Annotated in this window: 21 protein-coding genes; 19 read left to right on the forward strand and 2 right to left on the reverse strand. The window is 36.3% G+C overall.

From position 1 onward, the window contains the following. The first annotated feature begins 105 nt into the window (after positions 1-105). A complete protein-coding gene (locus U8521_RS02455; protein ID WP_334333284.1) occupies positions 106-807 on the forward strand; it encodes a DPBB and LysM peptidoglycan-binding domain-containing protein in 702 nt (233 codons plus the stop codon). 192 nt (positions 808-999) lie between these two features. On the opposite strand, the gene U8521_RS02460 is transcribed toward U8521_RS02455, so the two are convergent. Continuing rightward, a complete protein-coding gene (locus U8521_RS02460) occupies positions 1,000-1,713 on the reverse strand; it encodes a VIT1/CCC1 transporter family protein (protein ID WP_334351756.1) in 714 nt (237 codons plus the stop codon). Between the two features lie 646 nt (positions 1,714-2,359). Between U8521_RS02460 and eutM (U8521_RS02465) the strand changes: the two genes are divergently transcribed. Genes eutM (U8521_RS02465) through eutM (U8521_RS02550) form a run of 18 tightly spaced genes read left to right on the forward strand, consistent with a single transcriptional unit; the run spans position 2,360 to position 16,300 of the window. Next, on the forward strand, positions 2,360-2,644 hold the full coding sequence (eutM, locus tag U8521_RS02465) for an ethanolamine utilization microcompartment protein EutM (protein WP_334351757.1): 285 nt from the start codon (positions 2,360-2,362) through the stop codon (positions 2,642-2,644). Positions 2,645-2,657: 13 nt separating this feature from the next. After that, positions 2,658-3,674: a DMT family transporter gene (locus U8521_RS02470; RefSeq protein WP_334351758.1), complete on the forward strand. Its 1,017-nt coding sequence runs from the start codon at positions 2,658-2,660 to the stop codon at positions 3,672-3,674. Then, positions 3,674-3,955, forward strand: a complete 282-nt coding sequence (locus U8521_RS02475) for a hypothetical protein (RefSeq protein WP_334351759.1) — start codon at positions 3,674-3,676, stop codon at positions 3,953-3,955. The genes U8521_RS02470 and U8521_RS02475 overlap by 1 nt, the downstream gene beginning before the upstream one ends. Before the next feature lie 17 nt (positions 3,956-3,972). Continuing rightward, entirely contained in the window at positions 3,973-4,269 is a 297-nt protein-coding gene (locus U8521_RS02480) for a BMC domain-containing protein (RefSeq protein ID WP_135371212.1), read from the forward strand. Positions 4,270-4,287: 18 nt separating this feature from the next. Next, positions 4,288-4,593, forward strand: coding sequence for a BMC domain-containing protein (locus U8521_RS02485; protein ID WP_334351760.1), 306 nt, complete (start codon positions 4,288-4,290; stop codon positions 4,591-4,593). Between the two features lie 16 nt (positions 4,594-4,609). Further along, entirely contained in the window at positions 4,610-6,037 is a 1,428-nt protein-coding gene (locus tag U8521_RS02490) for an aldehyde dehydrogenase family protein (protein ID WP_334351761.1), read from the forward strand. Positions 6,038-6,061: 24 nt separating this feature from the next. Further along, on the forward strand, positions 6,062-8,602 hold the full coding sequence (cutC, locus tag U8521_RS02495; RefSeq protein WP_334351762.1) for a choline trimethylamine-lyase: 2,541 nt from the start codon (positions 6,062-6,064) through the stop codon (positions 8,600-8,602). A 24-nt stretch (positions 8,603-8,626) separates the two neighbouring features. Beyond that, a complete protein-coding gene (gene cutD, locus U8521_RS02500) occupies positions 8,627-9,577 on the forward strand; it encodes a choline TMA-lyase-activating enzyme (protein ID WP_334351809.1) in 951 nt (316 codons plus the stop codon). A 26-nt stretch (positions 9,578-9,603) separates the two neighbouring features. Beyond that, positions 9,604-10,728, forward strand: coding sequence for a 1-propanol dehydrogenase PduQ (locus tag U8521_RS02505; protein ID WP_334351763.1), 1,125 nt, complete (start codon positions 9,604-9,606; stop codon positions 10,726-10,728). 4 nt (positions 10,729-10,732) lie between these two features. After that, the gene (locus U8521_RS02510; RefSeq protein WP_334351764.1) at positions 10,733-11,248 is read left to right on the forward strand and encodes a hypothetical protein; all 516 of its coding nucleotides are present in this window, start codon (positions 10,733-10,735) and stop codon (positions 11,246-11,248) included. Beyond that, a complete protein-coding gene (gene eutJ, locus U8521_RS02515) occupies positions 11,245-12,087 on the forward strand; it encodes an ethanolamine utilization protein EutJ (RefSeq protein ID WP_334351765.1) in 843 nt (280 codons plus the stop codon). Before U8521_RS02510 ends, eutJ begins: the two co-directional genes overlap by 4 nt. A 3-nt stretch (positions 12,088-12,090) precedes the next feature. Next, complete coding sequence (locus U8521_RS02520) at positions 12,091-12,399, forward strand: BMC domain-containing protein (RefSeq protein WP_246013772.1); 309 nt, start codon at positions 12,091-12,093, stop codon at positions 12,397-12,399. Then, positions 12,393-12,656: a EutN/CcmL family microcompartment protein gene (locus tag U8521_RS02525; RefSeq protein ID WP_334351766.1), complete on the forward strand. Its 264-nt coding sequence runs from the start codon at positions 12,393-12,395 to the stop codon at positions 12,654-12,656. Before U8521_RS02520 ends, U8521_RS02525 begins: the two co-directional genes overlap by 7 nt. An 11-nt stretch (positions 12,657-12,667) precedes the next feature. Further along, a complete protein-coding gene (locus U8521_RS02530) occupies positions 12,668-13,240 on the forward strand; it encodes a hypothetical protein (protein ID WP_334351767.1) in 573 nt (190 codons plus the stop codon). A 20-nt stretch (positions 13,241-13,260) separates the two neighbouring features. Then, positions 13,261-13,758, forward strand: coding sequence for a BMC domain-containing protein (locus U8521_RS02535; protein WP_334351768.1), 498 nt, complete (start codon positions 13,261-13,263; stop codon positions 13,756-13,758). Between the two features lie 21 nt (positions 13,759-13,779). After that, positions 13,780-15,315, forward strand: coding sequence for an acetaldehyde dehydrogenase (acetylating) (locus U8521_RS02540; RefSeq protein WP_334351769.1), 1,536 nt, complete (start codon positions 13,780-13,782; stop codon positions 15,313-15,315). A gap of 8 nt (positions 15,316-15,323) precedes the next feature. Beyond that, positions 15,324-15,986: a phosphate propanoyltransferase gene (locus tag U8521_RS02545; RefSeq protein WP_334351770.1), complete on the forward strand. Its 663-nt coding sequence runs from the start codon at positions 15,324-15,326 to the stop codon at positions 15,984-15,986. Positions 15,987-16,018: 32 nt separating this feature from the next. After that, entirely contained in the window at positions 16,019-16,300 is a 282-nt protein-coding gene (eutM, locus tag U8521_RS02550; protein WP_334351771.1) for an ethanolamine utilization microcompartment protein EutM, read from the forward strand. A gap of 79 nt (positions 16,301-16,379) precedes the next feature. On the opposite strand, the gene U8521_RS02555 is transcribed toward eutM (U8521_RS02550), so the two are convergent. Beyond that, positions 16,380-17,216, reverse strand: coding sequence for a MerR family transcriptional regulator (locus U8521_RS02555; RefSeq protein ID WP_334351772.1), 837 nt, complete (start codon positions 17,214-17,216; stop codon positions 16,380-16,382). Positions 17,217-17,317 lie beyond the last annotated feature (101 nt).

Raw genomic sequence — 17,317 nt, forward strand, 5'->3', positions numbered from 1 at the left:
TCCACTTTTGTAACTTGACAGACGTTGTTGTGTAATAAATACCTGTTAGTATATCTACATTAGCAAATGAGGGCTAAATAAAAACATTAAGGATGTAATTAATTCATGAAAAAAGTTTTATCTATCGCTTTAGTAAGTGCTACAGCACTAGCAGCTATCACAGCAACATCAAAGACAGCTCAAGCTGCAGTCTCACTCGACAGTAACCATGTTCAAGTTGAAGCAGGAGATACATACAAGAGTATCGCTGCTAATAACGGTGTAACAATCGCTGAACTAGAACAAGCAAACGGCCGCGAAATTGGTGGATTTGACTTGATCTTCCCTGGTGATGTTGTAACAATCCCTGGTGTAACTAATACACAAGCAACACAACAAACACAAACAGATACACAAGTTCAAGAAACAAGCTACCAAGAACCAGCACAAGAAGCTACAACACAAGAAACAACAACCCAAGATACAAGTAGTCAAGCACAAGCTACAACACAAAGTGCAAGTCAAACACAAACAGCTACTTCAACTACATCAACAACTGGTACATCACAAGGTTCATTCAAGATTTCATTCTATGATCCAGCTGTACTAGGTTCAAACATGGGTTACGGTGGCGTTGCTGCTAACCTTTCCGTATTCCCTAAAGGTACAACACTTAAGATTACACTTTCTGATGGTACAGTATTGATCAGAACAGTTAATGATACAGGTACATTTGCATACAGTAACCCTAGACAATTAGACGTTGCTATGCCAAATAACCAAATCCCTTCATACGGTGTTACAACAGCATCTGTTGAAGTACTTTAATTTTAAAAATTAAATTAAATAAGAGAGCATGACTGAGCATGGTCAGCTTTCAATCATTAAGGCAAATAGGCCGTGGTAATTGAAAAATTACCACGGCCTATTTGTGTTTTAAGTGGAAAGAGTTATGCTCAATCACGCATTTATGCTGCAAGTTTAGGAGTAAAAAAACAGTTATGTCCTAAGCTTATTTTTTTATGACATAAAAGTTCCAATAAAATAGGTGACGACCATCGTTCCTAAACCAACCAGAAGGTTTCGAAGAATACCTTTGATTACGTTTGAGTTTCCTAAGCGACTGCTGATATAACCTGTAAATGTTAAAGCAATAATTACTGAAAACATGGTACCAGAAACTTTATACGGATAAGGGATAAAGGTAATGGCAATCAACGGTAGAAGTGAACCAAGAATGAATGAAAAGAACGATGAAAAAGCGGCATGCCAAGGACTTAAATAGTTTTTAAGCTCAAGATTAAATTTGGCCTTCAAAGTAGAAGTTAAAGAATCCCTTTCCATCAATTCTGAGGCTACTTCAGTCGATAAGTCGTAACTTAGACCTTTGCTGACATAATAATTAATCAATTCATTTTTTTCACGATTAGGATTAACTGAAATCATTTGTTCTTGTAATTTAGCTAAATTTCTTTGTGTATCTCTTTGAGTACTGACAGAAACATATTCGCCACCACCCATAGATAAAGCACCGGCTAACATTCCGGCAAAACCAGAGATGAAAAGTGTCATTTGACTCTGCTGAGCACCTGCTACACCGGTTACGATTCCAGCAACTGAGATGATTCCATCATTAGCTCCTAGAACACCAGCACGAATTACATTTAATCTTTCTGATAGATGAAGTTTTTCGATTTTACTTGGTACGAGTGAATTTTTTAAATAGTTATTCATGTTTTTCCCCTTTGCTTTTAGTATCAGAAGTTACGCAACCAATGTAAACGCTGTCTTAAATATACTATATAGAATTTAGGAAATAAAGATGAATAATTTTTTAGACTTCTCTTGTATCATTTCTAAACTTAAAAATGATCCTTAATATTTTTTTAAAAAATGCCGATTTTATGGGAAAAAACATCACTTAATCAAGATGGTTTTATTCTTAAAAAAACTCACTTTTTTTCATTAAATAAAAATTATTCCTGATCAATTGGATAATTATTACTATCTATTAAAGGAATATAAAACTCTGAAATTATTATTGATGATTGCAAGATAAACCTAAGGGTAGAGGGTAATTTGAGAGGAATAAAAGCTTATAAATAGGCAATATGAAATTAATCATAAATAAATTTTAGGAATAATGACAAAGATAATATTCATTGTGAAAAAATATACATGAAACAAAGTTTATATTTGTAGTCATATTTTGACTTTTCAATTCCTAAAAAATTCAGAAACCCACAGTTGTCAACAAATAAGCTCATTTCAAAAGCCTTTTTTAATCTTTTTCTCCAAACTAGGTTGACTTGTACCATAGGGTCAATAAATATAATGAAATCACAATAAAATGTAAACGCTTTACAAGGAGGAAATTATTATGAAATACGATGCATTAGGAATGATCGAAACTAAAGGACTTGTAGGTTCTATTGAAGCGGCCGATGCCATGGTTAAGGCAGCCAACGTTTCATTGATTGGTAAAGAATTTGTCGGTGGCGGTTTAGTTACAGTCATGGTTCGTGGTGATGTTGGGGCAGTAAAGGCAGCTACAGACGCAGGTGCAGCCGCAGCTCAAAGAATTGGTGAATTACTATCAGTTCACGTTATTCCTCGTCCACATGCAGAGGTTGAAAGTATTTTACCAACCCCAAATACTAAATAGGGAGTAATTGAAGATGGAAATCGAAAAAGGAGTTATGAAGAGACAGCTTTCCTTAGCTGATAATAAGAAGAATGCTTTGACGAAGAAATTCAAAACGACAGGCCTGATCAACGGTGTAGTTTCGGGTTTGACCTACGGTATCTACTCAACATTAGTCATGGTTGCGAGCGGATATGATCCGTTGGTAAGTGCAGCGGGATTCTTAGCCGCACCATTCGTTTGTTCAGGCTTAAACGATTTTATTGCCGGAATTTGGCTGTTATTTTACAACGCTAAGAAAGGCCGTTTAAAGGAATTAGGTAGAACACTTAAAACTAAACCTGGTCAAATGTTAGTTATTGGATTCCTTTTAGGAGGTCCAATTGCTAACGGAGCATACTTGGTTGGTTTAGCAATGGCTGGTGCCTATGCAATTCCGATTTCAGCAACATGTAGTTTGTTTGGAGCATTATTTGCTTGGATGTTCTTAAAACAAAAACCTACTAAGCGAGTAGTTTTGGGAATGGTCCTTTGCGTAATGGGGGCAATCATTATTAATTTTGTTAAACCTGAAGGTGCACCAAACTTTACTCTTGGAATTATTTGTGCATTGATTGCCGCTATTTGCTGGGGACTTGAAGGAGTATTTTCAAGTTTCGGTGGAGCAATGATCGATACAGATGTCGCAGTTAACTTGAGAGAATTGATTTCTGGTTTAGTTGTTTTAATTCTCTTAGTTCCTGCAGTTGGAGCTCTTAAATTACTTGGTGGCACAATTGCCGCTGGAACACCATTACTATGGTTAGCAATTGCTGGTCTTAGTGCCGCTATTTCTTTCGTAACTTGGTACAAAGCTAATGCTACGGTAGGTTGTGCAATTGGTATGTCACTGAATGTTACTTATGCATTCTGGGGTGTTTTGTTCTGTGTTCTTTTCTTAGGACAAACATTAACTCCAACAATTGTGATTGGTTCAGTCGTTATCGTACTTGGAGCCATTATCGTAACAATGAATCCTTTAGATCTTTTTAGAAAAGGAGCGGTGGAATAATGTCCTTACCAAGCCGAATGGCAGTACTCAATTATATGAATGAACATGATTCAGTCAATGTAAAAAGTGTTATGGAAGCTTTGAAACCTTTTTACGGTAATGAGAAACAATTTAATGAAAATTTATATTTAGAACATTTTATGGCTCTCGAAGCAAATGGATTGGTTGAGTTAGATAGTTATAATCTCGATGATAAAGAAAACTTGATCATGAATTATCGAATTAATAATGATGGCCGTGAAGCAGTAGAAAAATACGTCGATAAAAAATATCGGAACTAGAGCATGAGGTAAATTTTATGAGATATAGAGGCAATGAAGCTCTGGGACTTATCGAAACAGTCGGATTAGTCCCAGCATTAAAAGCTGCAGATGAAATGTTAAAGGCAGCTGAAGTCGAATTGATTTCATATGAGAATATCGGATCTACTTTAGTTACTGTCATTGTTAAAGGCGATGTTGCAGCAGTTAAATCATCAGTTGAAGCTGGAGCCAAAGCAGCATCAGAAATTGGTAAGCTTACCGCCCAAAATGTAATGCCACGTCCAATACCTAGTGTTGGCGATATCGTTTCGGTTCATGACGTTGATCAATAATTTTAGGAGTAAACAAAAATGGAGAATTATAAAGCAATTGGTTCGATTGAAACATTCGGATTAGTGTTTGTTTTAGAAGCTGCAGATGCAATGTGCAAAGCTGCGGATGTTGATGTCGTCGGATATGAAAATGTTGCTTCCGGATATATTTCGGTAATTGTTCAAGGTGATGTTTCAGCTTGCAAAAGTGCAGTGGCTGCGGGAATCAAAGCTGTGGAAAACATGGGTGCAGAAGTTTATAGCTCAGTAGTTATCCCCAGTCCTCATCGCGACCTAAGTAAGATTATTGATCGATACGCATTGAGTAAGCTATTGCCTGAATAACAAGGGAGCAATAATTATGCAATTAATAGACAATGATTTGAAGTCGTTACAAGAAGCGAGGATCGTTTCAGAAACTGCTCGAGATTCATTTGGATTGTTAACGGGATACAGTCAAGTTGAGTTGGACGGTATTTTGAAAAAAGTTGTCGATGGAGTTAGTCAGATCATCCCCGATTTATTGAAGCTTGAAAATTCAACTAAAGCAATCGGAGTTTGTGAAGACAAACTAGAACTTTATAACAAATTTGTTCAATTATACAGAAATGATATTGATAATAAGCCAGTCGTTGGACCATTACGATTTAATGAAAAGAAACAAATTGAAAAAATGGGAATTCCATTAGGTCCAATGGCAGTATTGTTACCAATTGAAAATACGGTTTTGTATAGTGCTTATGCGTTATACATGGCAATCAAGTCAGGGAATTCTTTGATTGTGGTGCCTGATCCAAAGATGTCTGCAATTTCAGAAAAGATTTATCCAAAGATTCAACAAATTTGTTTGGAAGCTGGATTGCCACAAGGATTCTTGAGTTATATGAACAATGTAACGTTTAACGGAATCAAAGAACTAACTGCTAGTTCAAATGTAGCAGTCGTCATCAATGTGGGATGTCCAGATTACTATGACCAGATTGAAATTCCAAGTAAACCGGTACTTTATGCAGAAACTGGATCAACGCCAGTTTTCATTGAAAAGACGGCTAACATTGACGAAGCTAGTTCTAAAATTATCAGAAGTCGTGCTTTTGACAATGGTCTAACCCCAGCCTCGGAACAGTTTGTCGTAGCAGAAAGTTCGATAGCTAATGATGCAAAGGAACAATTGATTCAAAAGGGTGCCTACTTCATGTCACCTGAAGAAGAAGCTAAGTTAAGAAAAACTTTATTCAGGGGACTTGAAGTTAATCAAGAATACATTGGTAAAAATGCAACTTGGATTGCAAATCGATCTGGTTTCACAATTCCGGATGGAGCAGTTGTTTTGGTTTCAGAACAACCTTATATTTTTGAAGAAAATCCTTTTACAGTGAAACTAAAATGTCCAGTGATGGCATTTTATCAAGAACCTGATTGGAAACGAGCTTGTCAAAAATGTATTCATCTTTTGAAAGAAAGACGTAGTGGACATACCTTAGTGATCCATTCAAATAATAATGAAGTAATTAAAGAATATGCGATTCAAAAACCAGTTGGGCGAATGATTGTTAACGATTCAGTTTACCTATCAAGTTTAGGAATCGGTTCTGATTTTCCTCTATCAATGTTTTTAGGTGGACAAACTACCGGGCGAGGTTGTACGGCAGAAAATATTGTTGCCAAAGACCTAACTTATCAACGAGCAATTTATTATTGCGGAGATAATTCAAATCACTCGACTAAAGATAGGACCATTGAAGAAGAAGTTTTAAAGAAATTAATAACAAAAATTTTAGAAAAATAATTCCGCAAGAAGTGAGGGAATGAAATGGATATTAAAGATTTTTCAGCCAAGTTATCTGAAGCAACTAAAGATCTAAGTGATGAAGAACGTCAAGCTTTGGTAAAAATGTTCTCTTCAGTTTCTAATGAGGTAGTTAAAGATACAGCTCCAAAAGCTACTTTAGTGGAAGAAACTGAAACAGAAATCCCAGATGATATCACTCCAAGACTTAGAAAATTAAAGGATAACTACTTAAAACAAGTTCCATCGATCACAACTTATCGTGCACGTGCTATTACTAAGATTGCCAAAGAAAATCCTGGTATGCCAAAAATTATGTTGCGTGCTAAATGTTTCAAGTATTGTTGTGAAACTGCTCCTTTAGTAATTCAAGATAATGAATTAATCGTTGGTGCCCCAAATGGTGCTCCTAGAGCCGGTGCTTTTTCACCAGATATTGCTTGGAGATGGATGGAAGATGAAATTGATACAATCGGTACTCGTCCACAAGATCCGTTCTATATTTCTGATGAAGATAAGAAGATTATGCGTGAAGAACTTTTCCCATTCTGGAAAGGTAAGTCAGTTGATGAATATTGTGAAGATCAATATCGTGAAGCCGGAGTTTGGGAATTATCTGGTGAATCATTTGTTTCCGATTGTTCATATCACCAATTAAATGGTGGTGGAGATTCCAATCCTGGTTATGATGTTATTTTAATGAAAAAAGGTATGATCGATATTCAAAATGAAGCTAAAGCTCATCTTGAAAAATTGGATTACGAAAATCCAGATGATATCGACAAGATTTACTTCTACAAATCAGTTATCGATACAACTGATGGTGTAATGATTTATGCCAAGAGAATGTCTGAATATGCCAAAGAAATGGCTAATAAAGAAAGTGATCCAAAGAGAAAAGCAGAACTTTTGAAGATTTCTGAAATCAATGCCAAAGTTCCTGCTCATAAACCAGATACATTCTGGGAAGCAATTCAGGCTGTTTGGACAATCGAATCACTTCTAGTAGTCGAAGAAAATCAAACTGGTATGTCAATTGGACGTGTTGACCAATATATGTATCCAATGTTCAAGAAGGATATTGAAGAAGGAAATATTACTAAATTCCAAGCCTTTGAACTTGCTGGTTGTATGTTGATTAAGATGTCAGAAATGATGTGGATCACTAGTGAAGGTGGTTCTAAGTTCTTCGCTGGATACCAACCATTCGTTAACATGTGTGTTGGTGGTGTAACACGTCAAGGGCTCGATGCTACTAATGACTTAACTTACTTACTAATGGATGCCGTTAGACACGTCAAAGTTTACCAACCATCGCTTGCATGTAGAATTCACAGTAAATCACCACGTGAATACCTCAAGAAGATCGTGGATGTTGTCAGAGCCGGAATGGGATTCCCAGCTTGTCACTTTGATGATACTCATATCAAGATGATGCTCGCTAAAGGAGTTTCCATTGAAGATGCTCGTGACTATTGTTTGATGGGTTGTGTTGAACCTCAAAAATCTGGTCGACTATATCAATGGACTTCAACAGCCTATACACAATGGCCAATCTGTATTGAATTAGTTCTAAATCATGGTGTTGATCTCTGGTATGGCAAGAAAGTTTGTCCAGATATGGGTGACTTGTCACAATTCAAGACGTATGAAGAATTTGATAAAGCCGTTAAGGGTGAAATTCAATACATTACTAAATGGACTGATGTTGCAACAGTTATTTCACAAAGAGTACACAGAAGCTTAGCTCCAAAACCATTGATGTCAATCATGTATGAAGGCTGTATGGAACACGGTAAGGACGTTTCAAGTGGTGGAGCAATGTATAACTTTGGACCTGGTGTTGTTTGGTCAGGACTTGCTACTTATACCGATTCAATGGCTGCCATTAAGAAACTTGTCTTCGATGATAAGAAATATACTTTGGAAGAATTAAATCAAATTCTTGTTGATGATTTCAAAGGTCACGATCAAGCTCGTAAAGATTGCTTGTCAGCTCCTAAATATGGTAACGATGATGATTACGCCGATTTAATTGCCGCTGACATTATTGCTTTTACCGAAGAAGAACACAGAAAGTACAAGACACTTTATTCAACATTGAGCCATGGTACATTGTCAATTTCAAACAACACTCCATTTGGACAAATGACAGGTGCTTCAGCTAATGGTAGAAAAGCTTGGTCACCATTATCAGACGGTATCAGTCCAACCCAAGGTGCTGATTACAAAGGACCTACAGCTATTATCAAATCTGTCTCCAAGATGGCAAATGATTCAATGAATATTGGTATGGTTCACAACTTCAAGATTATGTCTAGCTTACTGGATACTCAAGAAGGTGAAGAAAGTCTCATCATGTTACTTAGAACAGCTTGTGCTTTAGGTAATGGACAAATGCAATTCAACTACTTAGATAACAAGACCCTACTAGATGCTCAGAAGCATCCTGAACAATATCGTGATTTGATCGTCCGTGTTGCCGGATACAGTGCCTTCTTCGTTGAGTTATGTAAGGATGTTCAAGACGAAATCATTAGTCGTACAGTATTGACTCACTTTTAATTAACAAATCAGGAGATGGATATGATGGCTACAGATATTGATAATGGAATCGAACGTCAGGCAATGATCTTCAACGTTCAGAAATATAGTTTGTATGATGGGCCTGGTATAAGAACCATTGTATTCATGAAAGGTTGCCCATTAAGATGCAGATGGTGTGCTAATCCTGAAGGTATGCATAGAAAATTTGAAGTTATGTTTAAGGAAAGTTTGTGTAGTGATTGTATGGCCTGCGTGGAAGTTTGTCCAAGAGGAATCCACTACATTGACGAAAATGGAAATCACCGAGTTAGAAGAGATAGATCTTGCATTGGTTGTCACAAGTGTGAAGAGGTTTGTCCTATGAATGCGCTTCATATCACTGGCGCTATCAAGACAATCCCAGAATTAATGAAAGTTATTCATGAAGATGATGCTTTTTATCAACAATCTGGTGGTGGCGTAACTTTAAGTGGTGGTGAATGTACTTCACAACCTGATGCTGCTTTAGCTTTATTGAAAGCATGCAAGGCAGATGGAATCAATACTGCAATCGAGACTTGTGGCCATAGCCGAATGGATCGATTAATGGAAATGGCAGATTATATTGATTTGTTCCTATTTGATCTGAAACACATGGATCCAGTTAGACATAATGAACTGACTGGAATTAGTAACGAAAGAATTCTAGCTAATTTGAAAGAACTCTTTGAACGTGGATATCAAGTGAAAATCAGAATGCCAATGCTTAAAGAAGTTAATGATAGTAAAGAAGAAATTCAACAAATTATTGATTTTCTAATGCCATATCGTGATTATCCTAATTTCCATGGAATTGACTTATTACCTTATCACAAATTAGGTGTTAATAAATATGGACAATTAGGAATTGATTATCCAGTTAAAGGTGATCCTAGTTTATCAAATGAAGACTTGGATCGCATTGAGGGATGGATTAAAGCATACGATTTCCCAGTTAAGGTCATTAGACATTAAAAATTTAAGTGAAGGGAGGGAATTATATGAGTAAATTCAGCATTAAAACAAAAATTTATAGTGGTGATAATTCAATCAGTGAATTGAAAAATATGACAATTAAAAATGCTTTGATTGTCTGTGATCCATTCATGGAAAAATCAGGCAAAGTAAGAGACATTACTGATATTTTGGACGAATTAAAAGTCAATTATGATATTTTTTCTGGAGTTGTCCCAGATCCAAGTATCGAAGTTGTTTCAAGTGGCTTGATCAAAGGAATTTCGGTTCAACCAGATACAATTATTGCCTTAGGTGGCGGATCAGCCATGGATACAGCAAAAGTTATCAGACAGTTACTTGATAATTTCCAAGCCAAATTGATCTGTATTCCAAGTACTAGTGGTACTGGTAGTGAAGTTACATCTTTTGCGGTTATCTCAGATCCATCAGTCAATGGTAAATATGCCTTAGTTGATGACAAGATGATTCCTGATGTTGCAATTCTTGATCCTAATCTTACTAAGAGTGTTCCACCAACAATTACCGCAGACACAGGGATGGATGTAATCACTCACGATTTAGAAGCTTATGTTTCATGCAATCATACTAATTTTTCAGACGCATTTGCCGAAAAATCAATTCGTATTGTTTGGAAGGATTTACCAGTTGTTGTCAAAAATGGTGACAACATGGAAGCTCGAAAGATGGTACATGACGCATCTTGCATGGCTGGAATGGCCTTCAGTGAAGCATCTCTTGGAATTTGTCACAGTTTAGCCCATGCGCTTGGCGGAAGATTCCATAAGGCACACGGTCGATTGAATGCAATGCTTTTGCCATATGTTATTCAATACAATTCAGAATTAGATTCAAATCAAGAAACAGAAACTTTACACCGCTATGCTCAGATTGCAAGGTTGCTAAATATTTCATCATATTCAGACAAATCAACAGTTAACTTGCTGATCGGGGGAATCAAGCGAATGACTAGTCAGTTATCGATTCCAAAGACCATCGATGAATTAGGTGTTGATGTCGAAGAATATAAGAAAGCAGTTCCTGAAATGGCTAAAGCAGCATTAAAAGATAGATGTACCAAGACCAATCCAGTTGTTCCAACACAAAAGGATTTGGAAGACATTTATCTAAGGCTAGTCAAGGGAAGCTAGAGAAATGTTTATTACTGAAAGAGAATTACAGGGACTTTATCACCAAGCAGCCTTTCATGAGTATAAAGTTGCTAAAGGAGATCGACTAACTCCTGAAGCGAAAAGTTTTTTAACAGGTAAGAAAATAAAACTAGTAGAAGTTGAGCAAGAGAATCCTACTAGTAGCCAACAAAGTGTCACGAATGATAAAACAACGATTGAACTTTTAAGATTAGACTTACAGTCAGCCGTAACACAAGCTTACGAAATTGATTTACGATTGGGCGACAGTGTTTTTGAAACATATGAGTTGCTTGATCAAGAAATGCCACCAAATTTACACATTTATTCATGTGATGCCAAAGAAGTACTTAGTAAAACTATAACAAAAGAAATGTTTAGAAACCCTAAGTATAAAGTGATTATTCTACTGAAAAAATGTTTATCCAGATTGTGTGGAATCCAGGTCGATTCAAAAGATCGATTGAATTTAGTTAAAGTAGAGTTAGTTAATCAAATTAATAAATTAATGGAGGAATGATTATGGAACAGAATCTACAAACATGTAATGAATTGGTTGCAAAGTTTGAATCCGTCATCACAAATCCAATAATCAAAGAACACGAAACTTATTATACCGGGGTCGATTTAGGAACTGCTTGTGTAGTTCTAGTAGTTATGAACGAGAAATATGAACCAGTTGCTGGAGCATATGAATATTCTGATGTCGTTAAAGATGGAATGATTGTTGATTACTTTGGTGCCATTACCTTAGTTAAAAAATTGAAAGCTAAATTGGAAGAACAATTGGGAACACAGCTACTTTATGCAGCTTCTGCAATTCCACCGGACACTGAATCACTGGACGGTGGAGCAATCAAAAATGTTATTCAAAGTGCTGAATTTGAAATTACTTCGATTCTTGATGAACCGACAGCAGCCAATAATGTATTGAAAATTAAGGATGGAGCCATCGTCGATATTGGTGGAGGAACAACTGGTATTTCAATTATTAATAACGGCAAAGTAGTCAAAGTATCCGACGAAGCTACAGGTGGAACACATTTAACGTTAACTGTTGCTGGAGCCATGCATAAAACCTTTGATGAAGCCGAATTGTTTAAGAGAAATAAAGCCCATCATCAAGAATTATTACCAATTTTGAAACCGGTGATCGAGAAAATTTCCACAATCATTACCAATCAAGTTTCTGGATATAACGTTAACGATTTATATCTAGTTGGTGGAACCGCTTGTTTAGCTGGAATTGAAAAGATAATCGAAAAGAGAACTGGAATAACAACTCATAAGCCAATTAATCCAATGTTTGTTACTCCCCTGGGAATCGCAAAAAGTTGTACCGATATTATCACAGTTTAGGAGATGAGTAATGTGGATTGTAGAATTATCAAATCGCCTAGCGAAGGCACCATGGCAATTTTAAATCGTCGTAAAGGTTCCGGAATTAGGGATAAGATTGAAAATGTTGATGCCGTTGGTTTAGTCCAGGGCCGATTGATTGAAATGGTTGTTGCATCTGATATTGCTGAAAAAGCTGTTGGTGTCACTGTTGAAGATATTAGAGGTAGTTGCCCCCAAAATATGATCATGCTAGCGGTTTTTGGTGATACTGCATCCGTTACTTCAGCCATCGAAGAAATTAAGAAACAGTGGGACAATCCAGAATGGTAACAGCTAAATTAATTGATAATGTTTGGGCAACTAGAAAAGCTGATAATCTCAACGGTTTAAAGTTGATGCTAGCTAAAGTAATTGGTGGAACTCGTGCTGGTGAACAAATAGTGGTTTGCGACGTAATTGGAGCTGGAATTGGTGATCGAGTCATTGTTGCCAGTGGTTCAGCAGCCAGAAGAATGTTGGGTGACAATGATATACCGATAGATGCAGCCGTAATAGGAATTATTGATGAAAATTGTACGACGGTCTAGGGGGTGTGAAGATGAAAAAAGTACTTTGTGCGCGCGAAATTGAAAGCGCATACACAAGTAACAAAAATAATATCGAAATTGATTCGGAAACAATTATTACCCCTTTAGCCCAAGATTTAATCGATGAGTACGGAATAAACGTTGAAGTTAAACAAGTACAGTTAGAAAGATTGAATCCCAACAGTATTTCAAAAGAATTGATTCTATCAATCTTAAAGAAAATATTGAACGATAATTATCTAACAAAACTTGATTCCAATGGTTTAAAGGTAATCGACGGTGACAGTCTTGTGTTTCAAGATATTCCCAATTGTTTAAATAACGGAACTGGAAAGTATTGTAATTTTCATTTGCGTGATACGGATCAAACAAAATTCGGTCTAGTAAAGTTGAATAATACTGAACTTACTAATATTGTCAAAGCAAATACTTACCTATATGTCTCTTCAGGTTGTTTCGATATTTCAATTGGGCAGGACTCATGCGTAGCAAAACAAGGCGACATCATTTTTATCCCTAAAGGAGTTCATGTCACGATTAAAGTATTAAAAGAAGTCAAATTTGTTTATTCAATTAACGAATAAAGTTGTAATTGGAGGTAGTTATGCAAGCTTTGGGCCTAATAGAAACAAACGGATTAATAGCTGCCATTGAATCTAGCGATGTCATGTTGAAAACATCCGAAGTCAGTTTGATAAACCGGGAATTTGTCGGTGGTGGACTGGTAACCATTTCAGTTTGTGGGGATGTTGGAGCGGTCAAAACGGCCGTGGACGCTGGAGCTAGTGCAGTTGATCAGTTAGGCGAAAATCTACTTGTTTCTAAACACGTAATTGCACGACCAGATTCAGAAATTGATAAAATTGTTAAAAATAAAAAAGATACAGACACTTCCGTAGAAAATTCACAAGAAGTTAATGCTCAACAAGTTACTAATTCTGAAAAAACAAATCCAAAATTAGCTGAACTTGAATCAAAACGAATTAACGACTTGAGAACAATGCTCAAGAATACGACAGCAAAGATTTCCGATGCTGACATTCAAAAGATGAGCAAAAAGCAAATTATCACAGAAATTCTAAACGCTGATAAGGAAGGTTAGTAATCGTATAGGAGTACAAAAATGGAGAATTTTGATAAAGACTTAACATCTATTCAAGAAGCCAGAAACCTTGCCAAGAAAGGTCACCAAGCCTCACTAGAACTTGCCACATTTAGCCAAGAAAAAATTGATGCTATCTTAAAAGCAATGAGTATTGCTGGAGAAGAACATGCCGTCGAATTAGCCAAATTGGCAGTGGAAGATACTGGTTTTGGTAATGTTCCCGACAAAACTTATAAGAATCATGCAGCTTCAACTTTGCTGTATGAACAAATCAAAGATGAAAAAACAGTTGGAATTATTAAAAAAGATCCTGAGTTAAAGACGATGGATGTTGCTCAACCAATTGGATTGGTTATGGGAATCGTTCCTTCAACTAACCCAACTTCAACCGTTATTTTCAAGTCAATGATTGCTTTAAAGAGTAGAAATGCGATTGTATTTGCACCACATCCAGCAGCTGCTAAATGTACTTTCAGAGCTGCGGAAATTATGAATGATGCTGCTAAAGCTGCTGGTGCACCAGACAATGTTGTTACATGCGTTTCTACAACAACTATGGGATCAACAAATGAATTGATGCATTCTAAAGAGGTTGGCTTGATTATTGCAACTGGTGGCCCAGGAATGGTAAAGGCAGCTTACAGTTCAGGGAAACCTGCAATTGGAGTTGGAGCTGGTAATTCTCCATCGTATATTGAACGTAGCGCCGATGTTAAAGATGCTGTTGCGAAGATTATCGCAAGTAAATCATTTGATTATGGAACAATTTGTGCTTCAGAACAATCAATTATTTGTGAAAGCTGCAATGAAGCCGAAGTTGTTAGTGAATTAGAAAAACAAGGTGGATACTTCATGAGTGAAGCTGAAACTGAAGCTGTCTGCAAATTGTTGTTTAAAAATGGTGGACATGCTATGGACGCTAAATTTGTTGGTAGATCACCACAAGTTATTTCACAAGCGGCCGGATTTACAGTTCCAGATTCAATTAAGATTTTGATTGGTCGCCAAAAAGGTGTTGGTGAGGGTAATCCATTATCATATGAAAAATTAACATCAGTTTTGGCGTTCTATGTAGTTGAAGATTGGCAAGAAGCTTGTCAATTGAGTATCGACCTATTACAAAACGGAATTGGTCATACAATGAATCTACATACTAATCGCGAAGATATTGTACTCAAATTTGCTGCTAAACCTGCATCAAGAATCCTTGTAAACACAGGTGGTAGCCAAGGTGGTACTGGTATTAGTACAGGCTTACCAATTTCATTTACATTGGGATGTGGAACACTTGGTGGAAGCTCTGTTTCTGAAAATGTTAGTCCAAAACATTTGTTGAACATCAAGAAAGTTGCATATGGTTTGAAAGATGTAACGACTTTGGTTCAAGATGATAAATCATTCAATCATCCAGAATTAAAGAATGAAGTTAAACAATGTTTAAATGACCACAAGTGTGATCACACAGTTGAAAAAGCAACTAAGAATATGTCAGATAAGGATTTGGAATTACTAACTGAATTAGTTAGAAAAACTTTATCTGAGATGAAAGCGTAGGTGTTTACATGGAAGACTATGAAAAGCTTTTAGAAAAATTAGTCATTAATTTAACTTCAGAAAATCAGACGAGTGTTTTTGAGGAAAAAAATGACGATCATGATCTAAGTATTCCAGTCGGAGTTTCCAATCGTCACATTCATTTGTGCCAAAATGATTTGGAAAAACTCTTTGGACATGGATATGAGTTAAATCCATTAAAAGATCTATCTCAACCAGGACAATATGCAAGTAAGGAAACTGTGATACTCTGTGGTCCTAAGGGTTCAATCAGTAAGGTTAGAATTCTTGGCCCAGTTAGAAGTAGAACTCAAGTTGAAGTCTTGAGAGGTGATACTTATAAGCTTGGTATTAAAGCTCCGTTAAGACTTTCAGGAGATTTGGATAATTCTGGAAAAGTTACCGTTATTGGTCCAAACGGATCAATTGAATTAAACGAAGGAGCAATCGTTGCCCAACGTCACATTCACATGCTACCAAGTGATGCACAAAGGTTTGGTGTTAAAGATGGTGATATCGTAACAATCGTGGTTGAAGGTGATCGCGGTGGTGAATTGAATAATGTTGCCATCAGAGCCAAGAATAATTCTGGTTTAGAGTGTCACATTGATACTGAAGAAGCCAATGCTTTAGGAATGAATTCAAAGAGTAAAATTTGTATAAAAAAATAATAAAATAATAGTTTAATTTGGAGGAATTTATAATGAAATCTGACGCATTAGGAATGATCGAAACAAAAGGTTTAGTAGGTTCAATTGAAGCAGCTGATGCTATGGTAAAGGCAGCTAATGTTACATTGGTTGGTAAAGAACGTGTAGGTGGCGGTATCGTCACAGTTATGGTTCGTGGTGATGTTGGGGCAGTTAAGGCAGCTACAGACGCAGGTGCAGCCGCAGCTCAAAGAATTGGTGAATTACTATCAGTTCACGTTATTCCTCGTCCACATGCAGAAGTTGAAAACATTTTGCCAAAGGCAGCCGAATAAAAGTTTAACCCATAAATTAGTTTTCGAATATGAATGTAAAAACCCCAGGGCAATCGAAGTTATTACCTTGGGGTTTTTATTATTTCTTGTTTGCAGGAATCAAAAGTTCTGTTACGAACATGTTTATATCGGTAGTAGTCCAATAATCGACTACGAAACGCTCGTAAACTTTCGGACCACAAGAATAACCATTTTCCTTAGCCCAATATTCCATATCTACGTAACGTTTGTACATATTAGCATGGTCTCCAATATAATAGGAAGAAATAAAGGTACTGCCACCAATATTATCTAAAGGTAGATCGCTAGAATTATTTCTGACCGGTTTTTGCATAATTGTGGCTCGATTGGTTAATTCAAGTGACCTTTTTTGACAATCATCAAAGGCTAAAATCACTGGCCCAGTAATCTCAGCATCATGTTCTTCCAAGTATCTGATCCAAGGAACATTGATTATAGAATCTTTATAATCGTATTTGAATTCCTGATTTAAATAAAAATATTGATTTGGTTGGATATATTTGATGTTAATCGACTCAAAACCACTGTCTTTGACACTATTCCCCTCATGAATAAGTTCAAGCCAGTCAACTAAAGCCTGATGTGAATTTTGAATACGTTTTTCCTCTTCTTCTAGGAAAGATATTTGATTTAAAAAGTTTCTTTCATGGAAAAGGCAACTATTGTTTTTTCCAACTCCAGTCATTTCTTGTAATTTGAAGCCCATCTGTTTGTAATATTTTAAGATTGGCATCAGTTGAACCGTTGAATCGCTATAGTATCTATAACCGTTGGTAGGGCAAATATAATCTGGTTTAAGTATTCCCAGCTCTTCGTAAAATAATAAAGTTTTTCGCGAAACTTTACATATTTTTGCCGTTTCACCTATGGTATGCAAATTATCTAAATTAAGCATTATTTTCCTCCGTAGTGTAACGATCAGCCTCAATATTTATTATATAACAATTTTTGTGGAAATGTTTACACACATTGTGATTTTTTAGCTTTGCAGAGACT

The organism is Companilactobacillus miaonis (assembly GCF_036913615.1).
Lineage (GTDB): Bacteria > Bacillota > Bacilli > Lactobacillales > Lactobacillaceae > Companilactobacillus.